Source organism: Silvimonas iriomotensis (genome assembly GCF_014645535.1).
GTDB classification, from domain to species: Bacteria; Pseudomonadota; Gammaproteobacteria; order Burkholderiales; family Chitinibacteraceae; genus Silvimonas; species Silvimonas iriomotensis.
Window position 1 is genome coordinate 571,064 of sequence record NZ_BMLX01000002.1, and the last position, 25,441, is coordinate 596,504.

Sequence of the window (25,441 nt, forward strand, 5' to 3'; positions counted from 1 at the left end):
GGGCGGATTCGGGTTTCGATCCGCCGTTGCGGTGGTGGAATGTCGCTGTCGATTCGAATCCACCCTACTGTGCCTGTTGCCCTTGCCTTTGATTTTCGGGGTTGCCGTTGCCTTTGACGTACCTCCCCTTGACTGCGCCGAGCATCGCAACAAGGCGCGGCGACAAAGGCGAAGCGGTAGGCCGCAGGCCGAACTCGCGAGCCAGCCGCGACTTGCGAGAAGCGCAGGGAATTCGCGTAGCGAACGCAGTCGCAGGGGTCGCCTTTTCTTTGGTGCCTTTCTTTTGGCGACCCAAAAGAAAGGCACTTGCTGTCGGGCAACCCCCGACACCTAAACAACCGCGCCGCCAGGCGCTAACAGGGGTTAAGGTTTCACAAGCAGCCAGCAACCCGTGGCTTGTCGCTATCGCTCCAAATCCACCCTACAGGCGGCCACAGCGCCCTTGCCAGCGAGGGCCACTTCTGGCGCCCCGCTGGATTCCGGCCTGCGCCGGAATGACGAGGCAGCGGCTAAAAAAACCACTACCCCCTCCCCGCGCAGCAAACCCCCTTACTCAAATTTCGCCATCACATGCCGCACGCAGGTGTAATCCTCCAGCGCATATACCGACATATCCTTGCCGTAGCCAGACCGCTTCATCCCGCCATGCGGCATTTCGCTCACCAGCATGAAGTGGGTGTTGATCCACGTGCAGCCATACTGCAACTCGGCCGCCACCTTCATGGCCTTGTTCACATCACGCGTCCAGACCGAGCTAGCAAGGCCGTATTCAGAATCGTTGGCCCAGCTGATGGCATCCGTCGCAGCATCAAAGCGTGTCACCGACACCACCGGCCCGAACACTTCGCGGCGGACGATTTCGTCTTCCTGGCGCGCGCCGGCAATCACGGTCGGCTCAAAGAAAAAGCCCTTGCCGTTACCCAGCTTGCCGCCGGCGGTGATTTCAATGTGGTTCTGGCTGGCGGCGCGCTCGACAAAGCTGGCGACGCGGCTGCGCTGGCGTTCAGAGATCAGCGGGCCCATTTCCACGCCGTCCAGATGCTGCTCGCCCATCTTGATGCTGCTGACGGCGCTGGAGAGATCCGCCACCAGTTTTTCGTAGACTTTCGGGCCGGCGTAGATGCGGCAGGCGGCGGTGCAGTCCTGGCCGGCGTTGTAGTACCCAAAGGTGCGGATGCCCTCCACCACGGCGTCTATGTCGGCGTCGTCAAACACGATCACCGGCGCCTTGCCGCCCAGTTCCAGGTGCGTGCGCTTGAGTGATCTGGACGCGGTTTCCAGGATTTTCTGGCCAGTGGAGACATCACCGGTAATCGAGATCATGCGCACTGCCGGCTGCGAGATCAGCGGCGAGCCGACGGTTTCGCCCCGGCCGGTGACAATGTTCACCACGCCCGCGGGGAAAATATCGGCAATCAGTTCGCCCAGTTTCAGCGTGGTCAGCGGGGTTTGTTCAGAAGGCTTGATCACCACGGTGTTGCCGGCGGCAATGGCCGGGGCGATTTTCCAGGCGGCCATCATCAAGGGGTAATTCCACGGCGCGATCGAGGCCACCACGCCCAGCGGGTCACGGCGCACCATGCTGGTAAAGCCCGGCAAATATTCACCGGCCAGCTGGCCGTGCTGGGTGCGGCAGGCGCCGGCAAAGAAGCGGAACACGTCGGCCACGGCGGGGATTTCATCATTGAGCGCGGCCAGATACGGCTTGCCACAATTGAGCGATTCCAGCCGGGCAAATTCAGTCGCACGTGATTCGATGGCGTCCGCCAGGCGCAGCAGCAAGGTGGCGCGATCACGCGGCGTGGTTTTGCCCCAGCCAGAGAAGGCATTTTGCGCGGCGGCGACCGCGGCTTGCACTTGATCGAGCGAGGCTTCCGCCACTTTGACCACGATGTCACCCGTTGCAGGGTTGAGGATGTCCTCGATATCGCCCTGACCGGCCACAAATTCGCCGCCGATCAACAGTTTGGTGTGCATGGTCTTGTCCATTCTTGTGTCTCCGGGGTTGCTCCGGCCGCACGCAGCGGCCGTGTTGCTTGTGTGTTCGGGTTGTTCGTATCGGGTTATTTGCTGCTGCCAGCGGTGTTCTCGGTGCCACGGGTGAGATACCAGGCGCCAAAAATCGGTATCGCGGTAATCAGCATGATCATCATGGCGACCACGTTGGTGATCGGCACATCACGCGGGCGGCCCAGCTGGTTCAACAGCCAGATTGGCAGCGTGCGTTCCTGCCCGGCGGTAAAGGTGGTGACGATGATTTCGTCAAAACTCAGCGCGAAGGCCAGGATGGCGCCGGCCAGCAAGGCGGTGGCAATTTGCGGCAGCACCACGTAGCGGAAGGTTTGCCAGCCGTCGGCGCCCAGGTCCATGGAGGCTTCAATCAGACTGAACGAGGTCCGGCGGAACCGGGCAATGACGTTGTTGTAAACAATGACCACACAGAACGTGGCGTGGCCAATGGCAATGGTCCAGAAGTTCGGGTCCACATGCGCCATCTTGATGGCCGACAACAACGCAATACCGGTGATGATGCCGGGCAAGGCAATCGGCAGGATCAGCATCAGCGTGATGGCTTCTTTGCCGAAGAAATCCTTGCGGTACAAGGCGCCGGCGGCCAGCGTGCCCAGCACCATGGCCAGCACGGTGGCCAGCGTGGCGACCTTGATCGACAACCACACGGCCGAGAGCATGTCCTGGCGGGCCAGCGCGTCGGTAAACCAGTGCAGCGTAAAGCCCTGCAGCGGGAAACTGAACGCCGATTCTTCGGTGTTGAAGGCGTACAGCACCACGACAATGATGGGGAAATGCAGGAACACCAGCCCGCCCCACGCTGCCAGTTTCAGCAGCAACGATGGTTTTTGTTCAGAGTGCATCGAACGCTCCCAGGCGTTTGGCAATGGCCAGGTAAACCCCGATGATCACCACCGGCACGACGGTAAATGCCGCCGCCATGGGGATGTTCCCGATCGAGCCTTGCATGGTGTAAACCATGTTGCCAATGAACAAACCGCTGGGCCCGACCAGTTGCGGGATGATGAAATCACCCAGGGTGAGCGAGAAGGTAAAGATGGACCCCGCCACCACGCCCGGAATCGCCAGCGGCAGGATCACCGTGCGGAACGTCTGGCCCGGCCGCGCGCCAAGGTCGGCCGAGGCTTGCAGCAAGTTGGCCGGAATCCGTTCGATCGACGCCTGGATGGGCAGGATCATGAACGGCAGCCAGATATAGGTGAACACCAGAAAGCGCCCCAGATTGGAGGTCGAGAGCGAATTGCCGCCAATCACCGGCAGCGCCAGCACGGCTTCCAGCGCGTGGGTCAGACCCAGCTTGCCTATGGCCCAGTACAAAATGCCGCCCTTGGCCAGGATCACGGTCCAGGAATACACCTTGACGATGTAGCTCGCCCACATCGGCAGCATCACCGCCACATAGAAAAATCCCTTGCGCCAGCCCGTGGCATACCGCGCCATGTAATAGGCGATGGGGAACGCCAGAATGGCGCTGGCGATCGACACACACGCCGCCATGCCCAGCGTGCGCAAGACGATGTCGTAATTGGCGCCATCAACAAACAGCGCTTTGTAATTGGCCAGCGTGAAATCCGGCGTGACGCCCATGGTGAAGTCATCAAAGGTGTAAACACTTTGCGACAACAGCGCCAGCAACGACCCCAGATACACCACGCCAAACCACAGCAGCGGCGGCGTGAGCAGCAACAAGAGATACAGCGTGCTGCGCCGGTACAGAAAATTTGAAACCACGCGCAACGGCCCACCCTTGCGGGCGACAGGCAGTGGCGCGGAAACAGGCAAGGTGGCAGCCATGGTCATCACCGTGTTCCTTGCGCACTGCCCAGTTGCACCATGGCGTGCCGCGCCCAGGACAACGACACCGCATCACCAGGCCGCGGCAGCGCCGGGTCTTCTGCGTCACGGTTGGCAATGGTGACCGCCAGCAACTGCCCAGTGGTCGACTTGACCTCGAACCGGCTGGTCGCGCCGTGGTAATGCACGTCGATCAGCGTGCCTTGCGTACCCAGTTGGTCAGCACTGGCCGGCGCGAAATGAATATGCTCCGGCCGTACCGAAAACGCCTGCGCAGCGCCGGTAATGGCCTGGGCCAGATCGCCCTCGATCACGTTGGAGGTACCGACAAAATCCGCCACAAATGGTGTTTGCGGGCGCGTATACAGATTGCGCGGGCTATCCACCTGTTCGATCTTGCCCTTGTTGAACACCGCTACGCGATCCGACATCGACAACGCCTCGCCCTGATCATGCGTGACGTAGATAAACGTAATGCCCAGCTTGCGTTGCAGTGTCTTGAGTTCGGTCTGCATCTGCTCACGCAGTTTCAGATCCAGCGCGCCCAGCGGTTCATCCAGCAACAACACGCGCGGCCGGTTCACCAGCGCCCGCGCCAGCGCCACCCGTTGCCGCTGCCCACCCGACATCTGCCCCGGCGTGCGCCCGCCAAAATCACCCAGCGCCACCATGGCCAGCGCCGCTTCTGCCTCTTTGTAGCGCTCTTTCTTGCCCACGCCCTTCACCATCAAGCCGTAGGCGACGTTATCCAGAATGTTCATATGCGGGAACAGCGCGTAATCCTGGAAGACCGTGTTCACATCGCGCTCATACGGCGGCAGGCCGGCGGCTTCTTTGCCATGGATGAGAATGCTGCCCGCCGTTGGCTGCTCGAACCCGGCGACGAGTCTAAGGCAGGTGGTCTTGCCGGAACCAGACGGGCCGAGCATGGAGAAAAACTCGCCGTCGGCAATGGTGATGGAGACGTCATCGACCGCTTTGACGGTGCCGTAATGGCGGGAGACGTTGGTGAACTGGACTGCGGTGGTCATTTGCTGTGTACCTCAAGCTTGCCTGGTGCGTGGTTCTGTTTTTGCTGCGCGGTTTATTTGCTGGCAGTTGTTGTTTTGTTAGCGCCTGACGGCGCGGTTGTTCAGGTGTCGGGGGGACAACGGCCAAACCCTCTGTGCGCCAGTAGTCCCGATCTATGCTGTTGCTGTTGGTTCTGAGGTTGCCGTTGCTTTTGATCTGCCTCCCCTTGACTGCGCCGAGCATCGCAGCGAAGTCCGGGGTTTCGGCGGAGGGGTGTTTGAGCGAAGCGAGTTCCCGTAGCCAGCCGGACTTCGCGAGAAGCACAGGGAACCCGAAGGGCGCAGTCGCAGGGGTCGCCTTTTCTTTGGGTACTTTCTTTTGGTGACCCAAAAGAAAGTACCTTGCCGTCGGGCAACCCCCGACACCCAAAACACCCGCGCCGAAGGCGCTAAAACCCGCCTGCAACAACCAATCAGCGCCCACCCATCACAGCAATAAAATCCTGCGTCCACCGGCTATAAGGCACACAAGTCCCCTGCGTCTTGCACTTGGCCACCGGCGTCTTCCAGAAGTGAATCTGCTCAAACCGCGCATACCCATTGCTGGCACACACATCAGAGCCACCCACCGGCTTGTTCTTGCAGCCGTCGGTAATCACCGGGTTAGAACCAAACCACTCGGCCAGGTCAGATTGCAGTTTCTTGTTCAGCGACCAGTCCATCCACTTGTACGCACACGTCGGATGCGGGGCGTTCACGTGCATCATGGTGGTATCGGCCCAGCCGGTTGCGCCTTCCTTGGGGATGGTGCCGGCGATCGGGAACTTCTCGGCCTGCAGGGCGTTGATCAGGTAGCCCCAGCCGGACGATGCGGCAATGCCTTCGTTCTTGAAGTCATTCATCTGCACGGTCACGTCGTGCCAGTAACGGTGGGTCAGTTGTTTCTGGCCGCGCAAGAGTTTGAGCACTTCGGCGTACTGTTTCTCGTTGAGTTCGTACGGGTCCTTGATGCCCAGCGCGGGGTTTTTCACCATCAGGTACATGGCGGCATCGGCGATGTAGATCGCGCCGTCATAAGCCTGAACCCGGCCCTTGTTGGATTTGCCATCCGGCAGCTTCTGTTCTTCAAACACCACCGACCAGGAGTCCGGCGCTTTCGGGAAAACCTTGGTGTTGTACGCCAGGAAGTTGGCGCCCCACTGATACGGCACGCCGTAGTGCTTGCCGTCTACGGTGTGCCAGGGTGCGTCTTGCAGGCGTTTTTCGACGGTATTCCAGGACGGAATCAGCGCGGTGTTGATCTCTTGCACTTTCTTGCCGTACACCAGACGCAGGCTGGCGTCGCCCGATGCGGTCACGAGGTCATAACCGCCCTGGTTCATCAGCGAGACCATTTCGTCAGACGTCGCGGCGGTCTTGACGTTGACCTTGCAACTGGTGGCCTTTTCGAAACCGGTCACCCAGTCGTATTTCTTGTCCGACTCGCCCCGCTCCAGATAACCTGGCCAGGCAATGATGTTCACCTGCCCTTCGGGCTTGCCCAGTGAACTGACGGGCGCGGCGAACACCGCGCTATTGAGAAATGCACAACCTACTGCCCATGCGGTGATCTTCATCTGCTTCATGGTCCTCTCCAGGAATGTTCCGGTTCTATGTGCCTTGCTGAGAACCATTCTGGAAGGGCGAGCTTTGGGCCGAAAGCTGGCTTTGCAGATAAAGCCAATCTGTTTTTCCGATACCTTTCAGCCCCGCAAGAGATTGCAGTGCGCCAAAACAGCGCGTAGTCGCCAGCCCGAAATACAACTTGCATGGGCCAGAAAACCCATGTTTTGCACGTAACTCATTCACCATGCACTACATTTTTTTGCGCATTGTTGCGCTGCATTAAGCTGGTGCAGGCCCAAACGGCCGGTTTGGCGTGGCATTTACTGTTGTAAATCAAACAGCAATAAAATCGGAAAAACAGAACAGATATGCCGATATATCGGCAAAAAAGATGGTTATTTTGCGTGTGCGCGGCTGTGTTCGCGCGCCACTACCAGGAAATTCTGCGTGGCTTCAGACATACGCAGGCCACGCCGCCAGGCAATACCGATATCCACGGTGGGCAGTTCTTCCATGATGTTGCGCACTTCCAGCCGGTCGCCATCCAGCGACCACGGCCGGTACAGCATGTCGGGCAGAATCGACAAACCGGCGCCGGTGGCGACAAGGCTGCGTACAGCCTCCACCGATGAAGTCCGCATGACTGTATTGGGCCGCAGACCGGCCGCACGCCAGTAGGCGGTGGTGTTGTCTTCCAGCTCATCCACCTTGAGCATGATCATGGCCTCGTTGGCGATCTCTTTGATCGAGATACTGGAAAGCTGCAGCAAAGAGTGATTGGCCGGCAGCCACAAGCGCCAGGATGCCTTCATCAGCGCTTCAGATTCAATGGCCTGCTTGTTCTCGATATTGGAAACCAGCAGCACTGCCACATCCAGTTCGCCATTGACCAGCAAGTGCTCAATGTAATCGCGCTGGTCTTCAATCACCCGCACTTCCACTTTGGGGAACACGCGGCGATAGCGGTCCAGCAGATAGGGCAAAAAATAGCCCGTCATCATGGCAGTGACGCCGACATTGAGCCGCCCGGTCATGGTGTCAGGGCGGGCGGAGAGCGCTTCCTGCGCGTTACGCACTGTGGCCAGAATCTGGTGGGCGTGGCGCAGGAACTGGTGCCCGGCGTGGGTCAGCACCATGCCGCGCGCGTGGCGCTGGAACAATTGCGCGCCCAGGTCAGCCTCCAGCGCCTTGATGGCTTCAGTCACCACCGACTGGGAAATATTCAAGGATTGCGTGGCGCCGGTAATGGATTCGGCCTCGGCCACGGCAATGAAATAGCGGACATTCTTGAGCGAGAGGCTCATGGCGGTATCTTGTTGTGTAGGTGCGGATGCCGGCCAATCTATCACGCCGCACGCAAGGCTTACACCGTCGCCACGATCAGCTCTTCACAGCGCGCTGGCGGGCGCAGGCCGTCGCTGCGCCCGGCAAAGTAGCTGGCGGCCAGATCATCAGCCGACACATGCGCGACCGCGCTGAAACCCGCAGCCAGCGCCAGATCAACGATCTCTTGCGGGGCAAAGTAACTGATAAAGGGCGTGCCGCTGGCGGCCGCCCCCGCCTCGCCCATGCGCAAAACGGGTTGCAGGTCGGCATCGGCCATATCAATCGGGCACAGGAAAGTCATGACAAACCGGGAGCCTTTGGCCAGCGCGGCCACCTGCCGCAGCATGGCAACAATGGCCTCATGCGTCAGGTACATGCTGACGCCGGTCGAGGTCACGATCGCCGGTTCATCAGTGCGAAAACCGGCTTTACCCAGATGCTTGAGCCAGTCATCGCCCGCTTCAAAATCCACCGGCACAAAGTGCACCGACGCGGGCGGCGTCATGTCCAGTTCTGCCAGCCGGGCTTTTTTCCATGTCTGGTGCCCGGGCTGATCCACTTCAAAGATATTCATCTGCGCGGCGATATCCGGCCGGCGCAAGGCAAATGAATCCAGCCCCGCGCCCAGCAATACATACTGACGGGCCACGCCTTCCTTGATCCCGTCGATCACTTGATCCTCGATATACCGCGCGCGGGCGATGATCGAGGCGCGGAACGGCGCAGTGCGTTGCGGGTGCATGTCCGGCCGCTCGCGCCAGCCGTTATCCGGAGCGGCCAGTTGCAGGCCAACCTCGTCCTGCAGCACGGGCGGCGCCGCATCGACTTCCAGATGCAGTGCGCGCCACAGCGCAGTGCGAACAGCGGTGAAATCCGGGGCGATGACAGCAGCGGACATGGGTTCTCCTGGCGTGAAACGGTGGCGATAGGTGAAAAAAGGCGCTGGCCGGTTCGCCTGAACGGGCGCGCCGGGCTATATATCCATACACCCTGATCCGGGCAAAAGCCATGACTGACGAGCAACTGGCCGGCCATTTATTGCAGCTGGAACAACAACTGCACCAGCAACACATCCGCGCCGACGCCACGGCGCTGGGCCGCTTGCTGGCTGATGATTATTTTGAACAGGGCATCAACGGTACGTTGTGGCACAAGACGGCGGTGATTGCGGCGCTGGCAGACGAACAGTTTTCACAACGGCGCATCAGCCGCTTTGCGCTGACCCGGCTGGCACCCGATACGGCGCTGGTCACCTATGCCGCAGAACGGCTGCCCACGCCCCGGCGGCCGGGTGCCAGTTCGTTACGCAGTTCAATCTGGCAATGGCGGGATGAGCGCTGGCAGATGATTTTCCATCAAGGCACGCCATTGTCATCAACCTGACCCCAACAACGGCTGACAATGCTTTCACGCTGTTGCGTCGGCCCAACGGCGTTGTTTTTCCGATAATCTGTAACAGTTCAAGCAGATTGTTGCCTCTAACTGACAAAGGTCTGATTTTCTGACCCTTTTTTGCCAAGTCATTGTAGATTCTGTTTGCTGCCCGTCAGCTCCCCGTGAGCTTCGTGGTGGGTACTGACTCTTTAAGCATACCTTCTCCCTGCTGTACTCCCTCTCGCTTGCCGCTGGTTAGCCCGCCGTATACGATGCGATTCGAGGATGGAGTTGTGCCAGATCAAACAGGCGCAGCCGAAGAAGGTAAAAACAAGTAGAGATACAAGCAATGCAATTTCGTCGTATGCGTAACAGCGGCTTTACGCTGCTTGAATTGCTGGTCGTGTTGTTGATCATTGCCCTTCTGGCCGGCTATGTCGGCCCCAAGCTGTTTGGTGAAGTCGGCAAGGCGAAGATCAAGACTGCAGCCAGCCAGATGAAATCCCTGGCGGATGCGCTGGACCATTATCGGCTGGATGTGGGCCACTACCCCACCACCGAGCAAGGTCTGACTGCGCTCAATACCAAGCCCAATGACGAGCCCAAGTGGCAAGGCCCGTACCTGACCAAGGACGTGCCTAATGACCCATGGGATCGGCCCTATGTCTATCGCCGCCCCGGCGAGAACGGCCACGATTTCGACCTCATCTCTTATGGTGCCGACGGCAAGCCGGGCGGTACGGATGAGGACGCCGACATCTCTTACTTCCAGTAAGCGCGCCCCGGTTTTGCGCCATGCGCTACAAGGTCACTGCCCTTTCTGCCGGTAATCTGCAGGAACTGGAGCTGGACGCTGCCAACGAGGCCGAGCTCAAAGAGCGCCTCGCCTCGCAGGGTGCGGCTCTGGTTTCGGCACGTCCTGTGCAACGGCTCAGCATGGGCAAGAGCGAGTTCGCGCTCTCTTTGTTCACGCAAGAGCTGATTGCCCTGCTGGAAGCCGGCCTGACGCTGGTCGAGGCCGTAGAAACACTCAAGGAAAAAAGCGCCGCCGACGGCAACCGCGTGGTGCTGGGCCTGATGATTGATGGCCTGTACCAGGGCCTGACGTTCTCCCGCGTGCTCTCGCAAATGCCGGAACATTTTCCGCCGCTGTATATCGCCACAGTGGGCTCGGCCGAGAAAACCGGCCACCTGGCCAACGCGCTCAAGCGCTATCACCATTACGAATCACGCCTGGCGGCGGTGAAGAAAAAGATTATCTCGGCACTGATCTACCCCATGGTGATCATCACCATTGGCGGCGGCATCATGCTGTTTCTGTTGTTCTATGTGATCCCCAAATTCAGCCAGATCTACGCCAGCATGAAGAACCTGCCGTTTGCGGCCGAGGTCTTGCTGTGGTGGGGCGAGCTGGTGCATCAGCACGGCGACATCCTGTTTGGCGGCATTATCGGCACCATCATCCTGGCGGTGGTGTTGCTGCGCACGCCCGCAGTGCAACTGGCACTGGCAGAGGCCTTCTGGCGCTTGCCGCGCATGAATGAATACCGGCGGCTGTTTTCGCTGACGCGGTTTTTCCGCACGGTGGGCCTGCTGCTGTCGGGCGGCGTATCGCTGGTGGCCGCCATGGAGATGTCGGCCCAACTGTTGCCCACCCCGATGCGTCTGGCGCTGGGCCAGGCCATTGTGGATATCAAATCCGGCCAGTCGCTCTCTTCTACCCTGCCGCGTTACGGCCTGACCACGCCTGTGGCCGAGCGTCTGTTGCGCGTGGGCGAGCAAAGCGGCGAGCTGGCCACCATGAGCGAACGCGCCGCGCAGTTCTGTGATGAAGAACTGGACCGCGCCATTGAAATGTTCACGCGTTTGTTTGAACCCATTTTGATGTTGCTGATCGGCGTGTTGATCGGCTCCATCGTGTTCTTGTTATATATGCCGATCTTCCAGCTGGCCGGGAGCATGCAATGAGCACGCTCAATCTGGAACTCATCAGCCATCTGCGCCAGAGCGCGGGTGAGGCCGGCGTGCCGCTGTTGTTGCAGCAAACGCTGGGGCTGGATAACGACGGTTATCGCCAGGAAGTCAGCCGCTATCTGGGCCTGCCCGCGCTGGGCCGCGAAGACCTGACCGCGCAGTTCCCGCGTTATGACCTGTTGCCGTATGGCGATGCCGTCGGCCACCAGTGCCTGATGGTGGAAGACGTGGATGGCACGCTGCGGCTGGTGCTGGGCGACCCGTTCAACCGTGTCACCCGCAACTGGGTGCAGCAACGCGTATCCGTGCCGTATACCACCGTGCTGGCGCATTACGACGACGTGCGCACCTGGCTGGAAAGCTTTGAGACCTCTCACCGCGCCATGGATCAACTGGCCGTGGGCACCGAGGGCGAGAATGGGCATGTCGGCGTGCCGGAAATCTCGCTGGCCACGCTGGCGCAAGACAGCAACCCGGTGGTCAAGCTGGTCAACTCCACCTTGTACGATGCGCTCAAGGCCAAAGCGTCCGACATCCACCTGGAAAGCACCGCCACGGGCCTGGCGATCAAATACCGGATCGACGGCGTGCTCTTGCACATTGGCGGCGCGGCCGGGGTGGAGACCGCCGAACAGGTGATCTCCCGTCTCAAGGTGCTGGCCGAACTGGATATCTCTGAACGGCGTATTCCGCAAGATGGCCGCTTCAAGGTGCTGGCCAATGGCCGCGAGGTGGATTTTCGCGTGTCGATCATGCCCTCGATCTGGGGCGAAGACGCCGTATTGCGGGTGCTGGATAAACAAAACGCTGGCGATGCCTTCAAGCAACTACGGCTGGATATCCTGGGGTTTGACGACACCACCATGAGCAATATCCGCAGCCTGGCGACCGAGCCCTACGGCTTGCTGCTGGTGACCGGCCCGACCGGTTCGGGCAAGTCGACCACGCTGTACGCCACGCTCTCCGAGATCAATACCGGCGAAGAAAAGATCATCACCATTGAAGACCCGGTGGAATACCAGCTCCAGGGCATTTTGCAGATTCCGGTCAATGACAAGAAGGGTCTGTCTTTTGCGCGCGGTTTGCGCTCTATTTTGCGGCACGATCCGGACAAGATCCTGGTCGGCGAAATCCGTGACGGCGAAACCGCCAACATTGCGGTGCAAGCCGCGCTGACGGGGCACCTGGTGCTGACCAGCGTGCACGCCAACAACGTATTCAGCGTGCTCGACCGCTTTTTGCACATGGGCGTGGAAACACACAGTTTTGTCGATGCGCTGATTGGCGTGGTGGCACAGCGGCTGATCCGCAAGATCTGCCCGCACTGTATTACCGATGACAACCCGGACGATGAGCTGCTGGCCGTTTCTGGCGTTACCCGTGTGCAAACGGCGGGCTGGCGCTTCAAGAAAGGCGCCGGTTGCCAGGCTTGTCGCGGCACGGGGTATCTGGGCCGCAAGGCGATTGCCGAGGTGCTGCGCATGGACGACGCACTCAAGCAAGCCATTGCCAGCCGCGCGCCGGCGGTCGAAGTCAAACATATGGCAGCCAGCAAAGGATTCATCAGCATGCGCAAGGCCGCGATCGCGGCGGTGTCTCGCGGGGAAACCACATTGCAGGAGGTGAACCGTGTCACATTCCTGGATTAACCACCACGCTTGGTTCTCGCGCCGGCATGTGCTGCTGGCCAGCGGCCCGGCCTTTGGCAAAGCCCTGCCGCAACGCCGCCGGGCGCCGATAGAACAATCAACCGAAAGCGCCATGACCCGGCTGCAGCAACTGCTGGCACAAAGCCCGCGCGGGCGCTTTGGCATCGACACCCTGCAATTGATGATTGGCGCGCCGTGGGTGCGTTACACGGTGTTGCCGTGGCAAGACAACCTCAAGCGTGATGCCGACTGGCAAGGCTATGCCCGCGTGCTGCTGGGCCAGCAATATGGCGTGGGCACGGAAACCTGGCGCGTGCAGGTGGCCGAGGGCGTTTATGGCCGGCCGCGGCTGGCAGCGGCCATGGATCAGGGTCTGTATCAGACGCTGGTGGACATGGCCAAAAACCAGAAACTGCGACTGACCCAATGCGAGCCGCTGCTGACTGCGGCCATCAACCGGCATCACAAATCGCTCAAGGGCAAAGAGTTTGCCCTCTTGCTGATCGAAGCCGAACACACCACCTGTGTGTTCTGGCGCAGCGGCTGGCGTGCCAGCGTGACGCTGCCGTTTGCGCTCAACCCGCGCCCGGATGGGGAAGCCCTGGCCGCGCTGGTGCGCGACGCCAGCATGCTGGTCTCTGATTTCATGCCGCGCCAGGTGTACGTGGTGTCCTCGGACATCCAGCTTTCCGGGCTTTCCGCCGAAGGCATGACCTTGCATACACTGGGCGGCGTGCACCCGCGCTTTGCCTGGCCGGCCGACTGGCGTGAGGCCGCTGAACCCGTTCTGGCGGGGCCAGCCTGATGCAGCCCATCCAGCTTGATTTCCATCGCAAACCCACACACACACCGTGGATCGGTCTGGTGATGACCACCCTTGGCGTGGTGGTGCTGCTGTGGGCGCTCACCCAGCAAGACATTGCCAAGCAGCGCCGCGACCAGATTGCCGAGCGGGAAGACCAGGTCTCCTGGCAGAAGAAACATCTGGAGCAACAACAGCAGGCCGCGCGCAAGGAAATCCCGGCCAATGCCAAGATTGCCACCATCCGCCGTGGCCAGATGATCAGCCCGGAAACCGGCCTGACCCTGCTGGAAAAAACCTGGAACCCCAACATTGCCTACACCAGGATCGAGGTCAACACGGCCGATCACGATCTGAAGCTGGAAATGGAATCGCGCACGCTCAATGACGCCCTGGCCCTGGTCGACACCCTGCAAAAAACGCCCGGCGTCACCCGCGTGACCATGGCGCACCAGGGCATCAAGATCACCGACCCGTTCAAGCCGACGCAATCGGTGCTGGAAGTGGTCTGGCGGGAGCCGCAGCCATGAAGCAGGCACAAGTGATCTGGACACTGCGGCAGTGGCCCAAGTACGCCGGCCTGCTGGGCTGGGTTGGCGTGGCGCTGGTGGTGGCCGGCATTCTGGTTTACCGACAAACGGTGGTGCCGTTCAACCGTGACCTGGACCGGCGCGAGGCCGATGTAGAAGACCTGGCGCACCGCCTGCGCAGCAACGCCGGCGCGGCCTCGGCCACTGCTGGCCTGCAACCACTGAAAACGCCAGATACATTTACCGGTTTTCTGCGCCAGATAAGCACACTGGGCGACAAGCACCACATCATGATCAGCCAGAGCGATTACAAATCGACGGCGGAGGCTGACGGGCATCTGGTGCGTTACGGCGTGCAGTTTCCGGCGCAGGGCAAGTATCTGGATATCCGTGGCCTGGTGCAGGATTTACAGGCGCTGCCTGGCGTGCGGGTAGAAACCCTGGTCATGACCCGCGGCCGGATCGACGACGATCTGCTGTCGATGCAATTGCAGCTGAGTTACCTGACGGAGGTGCGCTGATGTTGTCGCGCCCTTTGCAGATTGTGCTTGGCGTTACGCTGTGCCTGACCGGTTATACCTGGTGGCAAGGCCGCCAGGATGACGCCGACAAGGCCAGCAGCGCCGTAGTGGAGTCTCGCCCGCGGCCTGCGCGCATCAACCAGATTGCCAGCGACGCCGCCGCCAGCAACGATGCGGCAGCAGCCAGCGCCAGCATGGCCAGCAATGCCAGTGCGGCCAGCGGTGTTGCGGCAGGCAAGAATGCATCGATGGCTTCGGCCGCCTCTGCCGTGGCCTTTGTGGATTTGTTTCCAAGGCAGAACTGGCAACCGTTGCCACCGCCGCCCACGCCAACGCCCAAACCCACACCGACCCCCAAGCCCGTGGCACCCCCATTGCCACTGCGGGTGGTCGCCACCTGGCGCGATCCGGCCGGGGATCAGATCGTGGTGGAGGCCGGTGGCCAGCAATATGTGATCTGCCAGCGCTGCGATGCGCTGGGACGCGTACAACAAGGAGAAGTGCTGCTGGGCATTTACCGTGTGGATAAAGTCAGCCACGACGCCGTCGTGCTGACCTATCTGCCGCTCAATGAAGTGCAGACACTTCCCGTAGGAGGAGCGCCCTGACCGGCGCAGACAAGAGATGACCATGATTGCGAAATCCCGCCTGCGATGTGCCCTGGCTAACGGTCTGACCGCCGCGATGCTGGCTGCCTGCGCGCCCAGCGCGCCTGATATGGGCAAACAGATGATCCTGCAGGGCAATCCGGAACAGGCCATGCAGTACATGCAGACCGAGCTGGCCGCACACCCGGATGACCTGCAACTGCGCGCCACCTACGAGCGCCAGAAGCAGACCTACGTGCAATTGCTGGTGCAGCAAGGCCAGGCCGCGCGTGCCGCCGGCGACAGCGCCAATGCACTGGCCGCGTTCCAGCACGTGCTGCAGTGGGAGCCGGGCAACGCCGTGGCCAAAGAAGGCGTGAGCATGATCGAGGGCGATCTGCGCCACAACTCCATGCTCAAGTACGCGCAGACCCTCAAGAACGATCAGCCGGAAAACGCGCTGGTGGTGGTTGATCAGGTGCTGGCAGATGACCCGCGCAATTTCCAGGCCATCCGCCTCAAGGATGAAATCCAGAGCAAGATCACCCGCAACAACACACTCAAACCCACGCTGGCCGCCGCCCTCAGAAGCCCGATCTCGCTGCAGTTTCGTGATCAGTCGCTGACCAGCGTGTTCGATATCATTTCGCGTATCGGCAAGGTCAATTTCATTTTTGACCGCGACGTGCCGCCCAACCTGAAAACCACCATCTTTGCCCGCGATACCACGGTGCAGGATGTGATCAACCTGTTGCTGACCACCAACCAGCTCGACAAGAAGATCCTGAACGACAACACCATCCTGATCTACCCCAAGCGCCCGGACAAAGACCGTGACTACAAGGACCTGGTGATGCGCACGTTCTACGTGGGCAATGCCGATCCCAAGCAAGTGCTGGCCATGATCAAACAGATGGTCAAAACGCGGGACGTGTACATTGATGACCGCCTGAACATGATCGTGATGCGTGACACGCCGGAAGCCATTGAGGTGGCAGAACGCCTGGTGCACGCCATTGACCTGCCGCAATCTGAAGTCGATATCAGCGCGCAGATTCTGGAAGTCTCCAGCTCGGACCTGTTGAACCTGGGCATCCAGTACCCCAAGAGCGTCAGCGCCACGCTGGGCGTACCGGCGCTGAATGCAGATGGCACCACCAACCCCAGCGCAGCCGGCACCTATACGGGTTCGCTGACCCTGGATCAGCTGGCCAACATCAACCGCTCCAACGTGCTGATGAATTTTGGCTCGCCCACGGTGACGGCCAACCTCACCCATGACAAGGGCAACACCAACGTACTGGCCTCGCCCAATATCCGCGTGAAAAACAAGGAAAAGGCCAAGATCCTGATCGGTGACCGGCTGCCGGTGATCACCAACACCACCAGCAACGGCGTCACCAGCGAGAACGTGAACTACCAGGATGTCGGCCTGACGCTCAATGTCGAGCCGACCATCTCGGTGGAAGGCGATATCAGCATGAAAGTGGTGATGGAAGTCTCTAACGTCACCAACACCATCACCACGCAAACCGGCCTGACCGTGTACCAGATCGGCACCCGCCACGCCGAAACCGTGATGGCCTCGCGCGATAACGAAACCCAGGTGCTGGGCGGCCTGTTGCAGCGGAACGACCAGATTACCGGTTCGGCCATTCCGGGCCTGGGTGAAGTGCCCATTCTGGATCGCATCTTTGGCACCAAATCCACCCAGAAGAACAAGACCGAACTCGTCTTGCTGATCACGCCGCATATTGTGCGCAACCTGCCGCTGCCCAGCTCCTACGTGACCACCTTTGATAGCGGTACCGAAGGCCAGATGACCACTGAACCGCTCTTGCTGCGCAGCAAGTCGACCGTGAACATCACCAACGGCAGCGATGGCAGCATGCCGGCGCCGGCACCGCAACCGGTCATGCCGGTACCGCAGCAGCAATTGCCGGGCGTGCCGCAACCGCAACCCTTGCCGCAACAACCGCCAGCGCAGCCCTCCGGCCAGCCCGTGGTCGTGCCCAGCGGCACGCCGGTACCGCAAGTACGCAGCAGCATGGGGCGGCGCTAAGCCTGGGCCGCATCATGCAACGGCACGCCGGCTTTACGCTGATTGAACTGATGGTGACGCTGACCATCCTGGCCGTACTGGCCACGGTGGCGCTGCCGCTCACCCAGATTGCGGCGCAACGCACGCGTGAAGAAGAGTTGCACCGCAATCTGTGGCAGATGCGCGCCGCCATCGATGCCTACAAACAGGCGGTGGATGATGGCCGCATCACCAAATCAATCGAAGACACCGGTTTTCCGCCGACGCTGAACGTGCTGGTGGACGGGGTGAAAGACATGAAAGACCCGGCCGGCAACAAGATGTATTTCCTGCGCCGTATTCCGCGTGACCCGTTCTGTGATTGTCCCAGCAAGAAAAACGATGAAACCTGGGGCAAGCGCAGCTACGCCAGTCCGCCCGACTCGCCGGAAGAAGGCAAAGACGTGTATGACGTCTATTCTTTATCAGAAGCGGTGGGCCTGAATGGCCAGCCGTACCGCCAGTGGTAGTTGCAGATTCATGCTGATCCGCTCATTTCCCCGCGCCGCGCGCCGCGGCTTCACCCTGATCGAGTTGCTGGTGGTGCTGGCCATCATGGCCAGCCTGCTGACGCTGGTGGTGCCCCGGTATTTCCAGCAGACCGACCGCGCCCAGGAAGTAGTGCTGCGGCACAATCTGGTCGCCATGCGTGATGCCATCGACAAGTTCGATGCCGACACCGGTCACTACCCGACCAATCTGGACGAACTGGTCACACGCAAATACCTGCGCGAAGTGCCGCTGGACCCGATCACCGGCCAGCGCGATACCTGGGTCATCGTTGCCCCGGAAAACGGCACTGGCGTGTACGACGTCAAAAGCGGCGCCGACGGCACCGCGCACGACGGCACGGCCTACAAGGACTGGTGAGATGCGACGCCAGCGCGGCTTTGCCTACGCCTGGGCGCTGATGATGGTGCTGATCACCGGCATTTATCTGGCTGAAGTGGCTGAAGTCTGGCAAACCCGCATCCGCCGGCTCAAGGAACAAGAGTTGCTGGTCGAAGGCGACGAAATCGGCCACGCCCTGGCCGGATACATTGCCCAGACCGCCACCGGCCAGCCCGCGCAATACCCCAAAACGCTGGACGATCTGGTCTCAGACCCGCGCGTCCCCTTCCCCCGCCGCTTTTTGCGCAAAGCCTATAAAGACCCCATCACCGGGGAAGACTGGCTGTACATCGCCGCGCCCGGTGGCGGCATCATGGGCGTTTACAGCAAAGCCACGGACAAACCGCTCAAACAAGACAACTTCCCCGCCAGCTACGCCACGTTTGCCAACAAGAACAGCTATCAGGACTGGAAGTTTGTGCAATGGCCCAGCGGCGGCGGTGCCATGCGGCGGTAAGTCGGGTACCGGGTAGTGATACCCGGCCAGAACAATGCCCTCCGCCCGCCACCTTGTCATTCCGGACCTCGGCGGCCCCTCAAATCTGCCCCAAAAACCAGTTCACGATATAGAAGTGGTCTTCAAACAGTTGCGCTTCCATCCGCGTGAATTCAAACAACGGCACCCAGCGCGCGCGGTCAGCGTCGTCTCCGCCACGCACTTTGGGCAGGCCATCGCCGGTGGGCGTCAGTTCAATCAGAAACGCATGGGTAATCGTGCGGCCACGCAAGCTGCGGCGCGGATGGTCGAACACGCGGTTGGCGCGGATAGACCCGGCCAGCACGGGCGCGGGCACCTTCAGCCGGGTTTCTTCGCGCAATTCACGGATCGCCGCATCGCGGATGGGCTCATCCTCATCCACAAACCCGCCCGGTAACGCCCACAAGCCGCGCCCGGGCAGGTTGCGCCGGCGCACCAGCAAGATATGGCCAGAGTGGATCACCACCGCATCGACGGTCACAAAGGTTGGCGGATACGGCGCCACGGACCACGCTTTTTTGTGGTCCTGCAGCCAGCGGTATTCATCGGCCAGCGTTTGCCAGGTGGCACTGGCGCGAAAGTCGTTCAGCCAGTCATACACGGCCGGCGGCAGTTTGCGGGCGTAATCGGCAAAGTGCTTGCCGCCCTCGCACAGCAGGCCCTGCCGGATATGGGAGGCATCAATATCCGGCTCGTCTTCTACTTCTACCCGTTCCCACTGCGGAAACAGGTCCAGATACCAGGTATGCCGGCGCGACGGGCTGCCGATCACGCCAATATTGAACTGCGCCTCGCGGCTGCCCACATTGGCGGTATCCACGGCGATGACCTTGTCGACCAGGTTCTGTACTTCCGTCACCCATTGCTGGTCGTTGTACATGCGGTCAGAACAACCGACAAGGAACACGCGGTCTTGCCACTCGGGCGGCAAGGCGGCGCGCAGCATGTCTTCACGCTGATCCTGGGTGAACGGATTGCGCGGGCTGAGCGCCTGCCGGGCAGAACCGCAGATGATGATGAGCTTGCCCGCCTGCTGCATGGCGGCCTCGATCACCTTCATGTGCCCAAGGTGCACCGGCTGGAAACGGCCAATGAAAACCAGATAGTCAAAACGCATGAATCGCCACTCTCCCGCTCTGTGGGCTGGCTGCCTGAATTGAAAAAGGGCTGTCGCAACAGCCCTTCTGACCTGCCGTTTTACTGGTAATAGCGGCGGCTGAATTCCAGCATGCGCTCAATCGGCAAGCGCGCAGCGTCCATCTGGGCGTCGCTCAGGTAATCAATCCGGATACCCTCGCCCGCCTGCGCGCGCTCAACAGCCTGCTGCGTGTTGAGCTTCATGTACGGGCACTGATTGCACTGGCAACCGGAGTAGATCGGGGCCTGTTCAATCTTCAGATCAGGCCGCGCCTTGCGCATGTTGTAGAGAATGCCATCTTCTGTTGCCACAAAAATGACAGCATCCGGCGCCTGGTTATAGGCCTTGATCCAGTTCAGCATGCCCGAGGTCGAACCGACGTAATCGGCCTTTTGCAGCACCGGCAGCGGGCTTTCCGGGTGGGCGATCAGGTATTTGTCGCCGGCGATGGCGGCAAAGGCTTCATCCAGCGCGGCCTGGTTGAACTTGTCGTGCACTTCGCACACGGCCGACCACAACGGCATGTCGTAGTCATACTGGAAATTCAGATACGCGCCCATATTGCGGTCGGGCGAGAAAATCACCTTTTTGCCCTCGGCATACAGGTGGGCAATGATGTCATCGACATTGCGGCTGGTCACAATCCAGTCAGACAGCGCTTTATGCTCTGCGGACGAATTGATGTAAGACACATGCACGTGATCAGGATAGCTTTCGCGCCAGGCTTTGAGTGCGGTGACGTCGGTCTGCGTCACCAAAGAACAGGTCGACCCGCGATCCGGCAGGATGACTTCGGCTTGCGGGTTCAGAATCTTGGCGGTTTCTGCCATGAAACGCACGCCGGCAAACACAATGGTGTCGGCTTCACATTCTTTGGCATAAAGAGAGAGTTCCAGGCTGTCGCCGACTTTATCGGCCATTTGCTGGATGTGGGGCTCGGTGTAGTAATGCGCGAGCGTGACGACGCGGCGTGACATGGCGTTCCTCCATGTAAAAATTTGCGGGCTTTCCCGCAAACAGGCATAACGGTTGGTCTTTCGCGTCAAGACTGACGCAACTCACTGTCACCACGGCACTTTTTGCGCATTGCGAATCCCGCAATGCAATACCGGGTCAGCCAGATTAGCATAAGAATGTGCCAGATAAAGCACCGCTTTTCGGATTTCTGCAAAAAGAGGTGTTGACAGCCCGTAAAGCCCTAGCCATAATGCGTTCCTCGTTGCAGCACAGCAGCGAAACAGTGCGGGAATAGCTCAGTTGGTAGAGCGCAACCTTGCCAAGGTTGAGGTCGCGAGTTCGAGCCTCGTTTCCCGCTCCACTGTCTCTCTTTTGTGCCACAACTATGCGGGAATAGCTCAGTTGGTAGAGCGCAACCTTGCCAAGGTTGAGGTCGCGAGTTCGAGCCTCGTTTCCCGCTCCACATATTCAAAAAAAGGGAAAGCAGCAATGACTTTCCCTTTTTTGCCAGTTAGCCTGGCGCGATAGCAAAGCGGTTATGCACCGGATTGCAAATCCGTGTAGGTCGGTTCGACTCCGGCTCGCGCCTCCAGCTTCATCAAAAAAGCCATCCTCCAGGATGGCTTTTTTGTTTTTCACTGCCGCGCTTCCAACCCTCAATACACATCCCGCTGGTAACGCGCTTCCCCGGCCAGCAGGTGCAGCCAGTCTTCACCCAGAAGATCAAGCAATGCGCGGTGTACGCCTGCGGCCATGCCTTGCTGGCTGCCGCATACGTACACTGCGGCGCCGTCTTCCACCCACTGGATGAGATCCGCGCCAGCTGCGCTGACCTGATCCTGCACGTAGCGGATGGCGTCGCCGTCGCGTGACCAGATGCGGTCCAGCCGTGCGATCACGCCCTGGTTTTGCCAGGCGGCCAGTTCTGCTTGCAGCAGGGCGTCATGGGCGACATTGCGTTCGCCAAAGATCAGCCAGTTACGGTGATGCCCGCGGGCGGCGCGGGTTTTCAGGTGCGCGCGCAGCCCGGCAAGGCCGGTGCCATTGCCGATCAAAATCAAGGGGCGGTCATCTGCCGGTGGATGAAAACTGCGGTTGTTGCGGATGCGCAGGGCAATTGGCCCACCTGCGGGGGCGTATCGGGTCAGCCAACCGGAGGCAAGACCCGGGCGAAAGCCTTCTGCATGGTGCGGATCGGGATGACGCGCCTGCCGCACCAGCAGGTCCAGCGTGCCGTCTGCGGGGATGGAGGCGATTGAATACTCGCGATGCGCCAGCCGTGGCAGCGCGTCGATCTGGGCTTGGGCGCTGCCTTGCAATGGCGCATCCGGTTTCATCCGGGTTGCCAGTGCGGCGGCCAGTGTAACGCTTTGACCGTCCAGCAATACCGGCTCGTCTGCGCTGTAACCCAGCTCTGCCAGCCACTGCTGGACATACTCTGGCGCATGACAGGGGCCGACCTCTGCGATATCGCCCGCTTGCCAGGCAGGCAAGACGCCCGCCGCCGGTGCCAGCGAGAGCAAAAATACCGGATCACCCGCAGAGCCGGCATTCAGCCATTGCCGCGTCTGCAAAAGCCAGTCTGCGTATTGCGGTGCTTCCCAATCTGCCATGGCCTTGCCGCCGGCCAGCGCTGATAACTGTTGTTGCCAGTGACGCAAGGCACCAGCGTCGGCGTTATCGACTTCGATCAGATCAAACTGCGTGCGCGCGCCGTGGTGTTCCAGCCAGGCGGCCAGTTCATGCCCAAACGCGCAGAAATGACGGTAACTGCGATCGCCCAGCGCCAGCAGGCCATATTCAAGTTGCGCCAGCGCGCCCGCGGGCAGATGCGCGGCCTGACGCATGAAGCTGGCAGCTTCGTCCGGCGCGTCGCCCTCGCCCGTGGTGCTGACAATGAACAGCGCGCGGCGGTAGTCGGCCAGTTGTGCGGGCGCAAGCGCAGACAGCGGCATGCTGTGCGTGGCGACACCGGCTTGCGCCAGCGCGCTGGTGGTTTGCCGGGCCAGTTGTTCGGCATAACCGGTCTGGCTGGCCCAGACAACCAGGGTCACTTCCGCCGCACTGCCACGCGCTGGCGGCGGCGGTTTACGCCGGGCGTGGCGGTTGAGAATCAGGCCGCAGCAACCGGCATACAGCACGATCACACCCAGCGCCTTGAGCTGATGCGCGCTGGCCATGCAACCAAGCAACAAGCCGGTCAGCGCCAGCAAGGCGCAAATCATCATGGCCGGACTGAATGGCCGGCGAGTCTGGGCGACGGCGCTCATTCCAGCATCGCCGCCCAAGCTGCGCTGCATGTTTCGCGAAACCCCGTCGGGGTGCGCAGGATGAAACGTACAGCCAGATGATGCCGCTCCGCCACGGCCAGCCCGGCTTGCGGGCCCAGCACGGTCAGCGCGGTGGACCATGCATCGGCCAGCATGCACTGGGCATGGATCACGGTCACGGAGGCCAGGGCGTGGCTGGCCGGGTAACCGGTGCGCGGGTCAATGGTGTGGGCGTAACGCTGGCGTTGCACGCGGTCGATGAAATAGCGGCGATAGTCGCCGGAGGTGGCCACGGCCAGTTCATGCAGTGCAATGCGATCCTGCTGCAGGGCGGTCTGCGGCTTGGCGTCGTCCTCAAGCGGCGGCGCTTCCAGATCCACCCACCAGGGCAAGCCGTCCGGCTTGATGCCCGCGCCACGCAGTTCGCCGCCGATTTCCACCAGGTGATGACTCAGGCCGGATTCGCCCAACCTGGCACTCACGGCGTCCACGGCAAAACCCTTGGCAATGGCGCACAGATCCAGCGCCACGCCGCCGGGTTGGCGGATACGGCGGGTGGCGGCGTCCAGTTCGATCCGGGCCCAGCCACAAAACGCGCGCACGCGCAGGATTTCGGTCAGCGCCGGCGCGCTATCCCGCCGCGGGGCCGGGCCAAATCCCCAAAGGTTGACCAGTGCGGCAGCGGTCGGGTCGTAGGCGCCACCGCTCAACCTGGCGATGCGCAGCGCGGTATCGACCACATGAAAACAATCTGCCGGCAGCGTTACCCACTCACCCGCCGCAGCCTGGTTAAAACGGCTGATGTCCGAGTCGCCGCGCCAGTTGCTCATCTGCCGCACCACCTGGTCGAGCACCGCCACGATGGCGGCGTGGATCGTTGGCTCCGGCCGGGTTTCGGCATCCAGACATAGCACGCTCCAGGTGGTGCCCATGGTGTCGCCCGCAAAACGCAGCAAGCGCGCATGCGCGGGCGCCGGCCGCACGGCCTCTTGCAACAATGCCGGCGGGATCAGCACCCGCACGGCGGGCGGGTTCAGTTCTGCGGACGTCACCATGGTGTTACTGCGGCATCACTTCAAAGGTGGCGATATACGATGCACGGCGTTCCGTGGCCGGCTTGAGCGAAGCCTTGGCGTCAGTGATTTCTGCACCCAGCCAGTACATGCCGGCTGCCGGCCATTTCACGCTGAATTTGCCGTCGGCATCGGTGGTGACATTGAATTCGCCAGTCTGATCACGATAGCGTTTGCCACCAGGCAGGATGCTGACCTTGACGTTGCTGGCCGGCTTGCCGTCAAGCAGCAGACGGAAGCTGGCGGCAGTCTCGGCCAGGAGATCATTGGGGTGCGTCACCGGCGCCAGTTCCAGGCCCTGCCCCGTCGGCTTGAGTGCAGCGGTGCCAGGCTTGCCGCGGGTCACAAAAGACTCAACGCGGTTCTGGGTTTGCGTCACTTTCAGGTCTTGCGCGTCGGCCGGGACTTCTTTGGCAAAGGTCTGCGCATCACCGCGCCAGCGCTTGTTGGCGCCGTTAAGCTTGTAGTTGGCGAACAAGCCATCGCTGACCACGGCGATCTTGTACGTGCCTTCCTGAGTGAGGTTGAGATCAAACACGCTGCGGTGCTTGCCCGTGCCGGTGTTCTCCGGCTTCACCTGGCTGCCATCCGGCGCGGTGACTTGCAGGCCATCCAGGCGCAGCGGGAAATCTTCAAAGTAAAAGAGGTCGTTCGAGACTGCGGCATCGACCGTCACCCAGGTATCGCTACCCGAAAGCACGGTGGCAGACGGCAGCAGCCACTGGCGGTGGGCCTGGGCCTCCAGCGGCAACAAGGCGGCAATGGCGAGGAAGGACGCGGGCAGCAGCTTTTTCATGGCAAGTTTCATGGCGGCTCCTGAGGGCATTACGGCTTGAGGTTGACGGTGACGCTACCCAGTTCGTGCTCGCCTTTGGCGCTGGCCGTGGCGGGCGCTTTGGGCGGCCAGGTAAACGGCACGCGCACCAGTTCATGGCCACCGGCTTCGCGGGCGGTTTCGACCACCAGCTGGTAATCGCCCGCCGACAGCTTGCCCAGCGGGGCCTTGCCATCGGTAAAGGTCAGGGCTTGTTCACCCGGCACTTTGGTCGCACCGGTAATGCCGTCTGCCGGCACGGTCAGATCACGCCCGGCCTTGCGCCACCACTGGCGCAGGTCTTTCAGCCACTTGGTGCCTTCGGCATTGGGCTTCTTGCCGTCGTACCACACCGCCAGTGTCGATACCGGGGTCTGATCGGTGTGTTCGATCCACATGGCCACGTAGGGGCGGTGATATTCCGCCACCGCCAGTTGCGGCAGTTCGACCTTGACCGAGAGGTCCGCAGCCATTGCAGTGCCCGCCAGCGGCGCAGCAGCCATACCGGTCAGCGTGACCGTGAGTAAACGACGCATA

Annotated in this window: 25 protein-coding genes and 3 tRNA genes; 15 read left to right on the forward strand and 13 right to left on the reverse strand. The window is 61.0% G+C overall.

Features of this window, described 5'->3' with window-relative positions; genetic code table 11:
• Nucleotides 1-549: 549 nt before the first annotated feature.
• From IEX57_RS09115 to IEX57_RS09145, 7 genes are all read right to left on the reverse strand, one after another.
• Nucleotides 550-1,989, reverse strand: a complete 1,440-nt coding sequence (locus tag IEX57_RS09115) for a gamma-aminobutyraldehyde dehydrogenase (RefSeq protein WP_229708931.1) — start codon at nt 1,987-1,989, stop codon at nt 550-552.
• A gap of 74 nt (nt 1,990-2,063) precedes the next feature.
• Nucleotides 2,064-2,873 carry an ABC transporter permease gene (locus IEX57_RS09120; protein ID WP_188703982.1) on the reverse strand — a complete coding sequence of 270 codons (810 nt, stop codon included), beginning with the start codon at nt 2,871-2,873 and terminating at the stop codon, nt 2,064-2,066.
• Entirely contained in the window at nt 2,863-3,831 is a 969-nt protein-coding gene (locus IEX57_RS09125; protein WP_188703984.1) for an ABC transporter permease, read from the reverse strand. Before IEX57_RS09125 ends, IEX57_RS09120 begins: the two co-directional genes overlap by 11 nt.
• Nucleotides 3,831-4,856 (reverse strand): ABC transporter ATP-binding protein, encoded by a 1,026-nt coding sequence (locus IEX57_RS09130; protein ID WP_188703986.1) that lies wholly within the window; start codon nt 4,854-4,856, stop codon nt 3,831-3,833. Before IEX57_RS09130 ends, IEX57_RS09125 begins: the two co-directional genes overlap by 1 nt.
• Before the next feature lie 452 nt (nt 4,857-5,308).
• Entirely contained in the window at nt 5,309-6,460 is a 1,152-nt protein-coding gene (locus IEX57_RS09135) for an ABC transporter substrate-binding protein (RefSeq protein WP_229708932.1), read from the reverse strand.
• A gap of 375 nt (nt 6,461-6,835) precedes the next feature.
• Nucleotides 6,836-7,744 (reverse strand): LysR family transcriptional regulator, encoded by a 909-nt coding sequence (locus IEX57_RS09140; RefSeq protein ID WP_188703987.1) that lies wholly within the window; start codon nt 7,742-7,744, stop codon nt 6,836-6,838.
• A 59-nt stretch (nt 7,745-7,803) separates the two neighbouring features.
• Complete coding sequence (locus IEX57_RS09145) at nt 7,804-8,664, reverse strand: class I SAM-dependent methyltransferase (RefSeq protein WP_188703989.1); 861 nt, start codon at nt 8,662-8,664, stop codon at nt 7,804-7,806.
• A 110-nt stretch (nt 8,665-8,774) separates the two neighbouring features.
• Between IEX57_RS09145 and IEX57_RS09150 the strand changes: the two genes are divergently transcribed.
• The 12 genes from IEX57_RS09150 to IEX57_RS09205 all read left to right on the forward strand — a co-directional run bounded on the left by IEX57_RS09150 (nt 8,775) and on the right by IEX57_RS09205 (nt 18,631).
• Nucleotides 8,775-9,149, forward strand: a complete 375-nt coding sequence (locus IEX57_RS09150) for a nuclear transport factor 2 family protein (protein ID WP_188703991.1) — start codon at nt 8,775-8,777, stop codon at nt 9,147-9,149.
• 340 nt (nt 9,150-9,489) lie between these two features.
• On the forward strand, nt 9,490-9,915 hold the full coding sequence (gspG, locus tag IEX57_RS09155) for a type II secretion system major pseudopilin GspG (RefSeq protein ID WP_229708933.1): 426 nt from the start codon (nt 9,490-9,492) through the stop codon (nt 9,913-9,915).
• Between the two features lie 20 nt (nt 9,916-9,935).
• Nucleotides 9,936-11,108: a type II secretion system F family protein gene (locus IEX57_RS09160; protein WP_188703993.1), complete on the forward strand. Its 1,173-nt coding sequence runs from the start codon at nt 9,936-9,938 to the stop codon at nt 11,106-11,108.
• Nucleotides 11,105-12,763: a GspE/PulE family protein gene (locus IEX57_RS09165; RefSeq protein ID WP_188703994.1), complete on the forward strand. Its 1,659-nt coding sequence runs from the start codon at nt 11,105-11,107 to the stop codon at nt 12,761-12,763. The genes IEX57_RS09160 and IEX57_RS09165 overlap by 4 nt, the downstream gene beginning before the upstream one ends.
• The gene (locus tag IEX57_RS09170; RefSeq protein ID WP_188703995.1) at nt 12,744-13,568 is read left to right on the forward strand and encodes a hypothetical protein; all 825 of its coding nucleotides are present in this window, start codon (nt 12,744-12,746) and stop codon (nt 13,566-13,568) included. Before IEX57_RS09165 ends, IEX57_RS09170 begins: the two co-directional genes overlap by 20 nt.
• Nucleotides 13,568-14,095, forward strand: coding sequence for a hypothetical protein (locus IEX57_RS09175; RefSeq protein WP_188703997.1), 528 nt, complete (start codon nt 13,568-13,570; stop codon nt 14,093-14,095). Before IEX57_RS09170 ends, IEX57_RS09175 begins: the two co-directional genes overlap by 1 nt.
• A complete protein-coding gene (locus IEX57_RS09180) occupies nt 14,092-14,616 on the forward strand; it encodes a hypothetical protein (RefSeq protein ID WP_188703999.1) in 525 nt (174 codons plus the stop codon). Before IEX57_RS09175 ends, IEX57_RS09180 begins: the two co-directional genes overlap by 4 nt.
• On the forward strand, nt 14,616-15,224 hold the full coding sequence (locus IEX57_RS09185; RefSeq protein WP_188704001.1) for a hypothetical protein: 609 nt from the start codon (nt 14,616-14,618) through the stop codon (nt 15,222-15,224). The genes IEX57_RS09180 and IEX57_RS09185 overlap by 1 nt, the downstream gene beginning before the upstream one ends.
• Nucleotides 15,225-15,246: 22 nt before the next feature.
• Nucleotides 15,247-17,265, forward strand: a complete 2,019-nt coding sequence (locus IEX57_RS09190) for a secretin GspD/PilQ domain-containing protein (RefSeq protein ID WP_188704002.1) — start codon at nt 15,247-15,249, stop codon at nt 17,263-17,265.
• A gap of 14 nt (nt 17,266-17,279) precedes the next feature.
• Nucleotides 17,280-17,753, forward strand: coding sequence for a type II secretion system protein (locus IEX57_RS09195; protein ID WP_188704004.1), 474 nt, complete (start codon nt 17,280-17,282; stop codon nt 17,751-17,753).
• Between the two features lie 10 nt (nt 17,754-17,763).
• Nucleotides 17,764-18,153, forward strand: a complete 390-nt coding sequence (locus IEX57_RS09200) for a type II secretion system protein (RefSeq protein ID WP_188704006.1) — start codon at nt 17,764-17,766, stop codon at nt 18,151-18,153.
• A gap of 1 nt (nt 18,154) precedes the next feature.
• Nucleotides 18,155-18,631: a type II secretion system protein gene (locus IEX57_RS09205; RefSeq protein WP_188704007.1), complete on the forward strand. Its 477-nt coding sequence runs from the start codon at nt 18,155-18,157 to the stop codon at nt 18,629-18,631.
• A gap of 79 nt (nt 18,632-18,710) precedes the next feature.
• Here IEX57_RS09205 and IEX57_RS09210 read toward each other — a convergent pair whose 3' ends face one another.
• Entirely contained in the window at nt 18,711-19,769 is a 1,059-nt protein-coding gene (locus IEX57_RS09210) for a bifunctional nicotinamide-nucleotide adenylyltransferase/Nudix hydroxylase (protein ID WP_188704009.1), read from the reverse strand.
• Nucleotides 19,770-19,849: 80 nt separating this feature from the next.
• Nucleotides 19,850-20,767, reverse strand: coding sequence for a quinolinate synthase NadA (nadA, locus tag IEX57_RS09215; protein WP_188704011.1), 918 nt, complete (start codon nt 20,765-20,767; stop codon nt 19,850-19,852).
• Between the two features lie 265 nt (nt 20,768-21,032).
• Here nadA and IEX57_RS09220 point away from each other — a divergent pair.
• The 3 genes from IEX57_RS09220 (at nt 21,033) to IEX57_RS09230 (ending at nt 21,339) form a co-directional block, all read left to right on the forward strand.
• Nucleotides 21,033-21,108 (forward strand) — tRNA-Gly (locus tag IEX57_RS09220).
• 26 nt (nt 21,109-21,134) lie between these two features.
• Nucleotides 21,135-21,210, forward strand: a tRNA-Gly gene (locus tag IEX57_RS09225).
• A 55-nt stretch (nt 21,211-21,265) separates the two neighbouring features.
• Nucleotides 21,266-21,339 (forward strand) — tRNA-Cys (locus IEX57_RS09230).
• A 64-nt stretch (nt 21,340-21,403) separates the two neighbouring features.
• Here IEX57_RS09230 and IEX57_RS09235 read toward each other — a convergent pair.
• The 4 genes from IEX57_RS09235 to IEX57_RS09250 are packed head-to-tail and all read right to left on the reverse strand — an operon-like array spanning nt 21,404 to nt 25,440.
• Nucleotides 21,404-23,017, reverse strand: a complete 1,614-nt coding sequence (locus IEX57_RS09235) for a flavodoxin domain-containing protein (protein WP_229708934.1) — start codon at nt 23,015-23,017, stop codon at nt 21,404-21,406.
• The gene (locus IEX57_RS09240) at nt 23,014-24,072 is read right to left on the reverse strand and encodes an FAD:protein FMN transferase (RefSeq protein ID WP_188704012.1); all 1,059 of its coding nucleotides are present in this window, start codon (nt 24,070-24,072) and stop codon (nt 23,014-23,016) included. The genes IEX57_RS09235 and IEX57_RS09240 overlap by 4 nt, the downstream gene beginning before the upstream one ends.
• A 4-nt stretch (nt 24,073-24,076) precedes the next feature.
• On the reverse strand, nt 24,077-24,898 hold the full coding sequence (locus IEX57_RS09245) for a DUF4198 domain-containing protein (protein ID WP_188704014.1): 822 nt from the start codon (nt 24,896-24,898) through the stop codon (nt 24,077-24,079).
• Between the two features lie 17 nt (nt 24,899-24,915).
• Nucleotides 24,916-25,440 (reverse strand): DUF2271 domain-containing protein, encoded by a 525-nt coding sequence (locus IEX57_RS09250; RefSeq protein WP_188704015.1) that lies wholly within the window; start codon nt 25,438-25,440, stop codon nt 24,916-24,918.
• Nucleotide 25,441 lies beyond the last annotated feature (1 nt).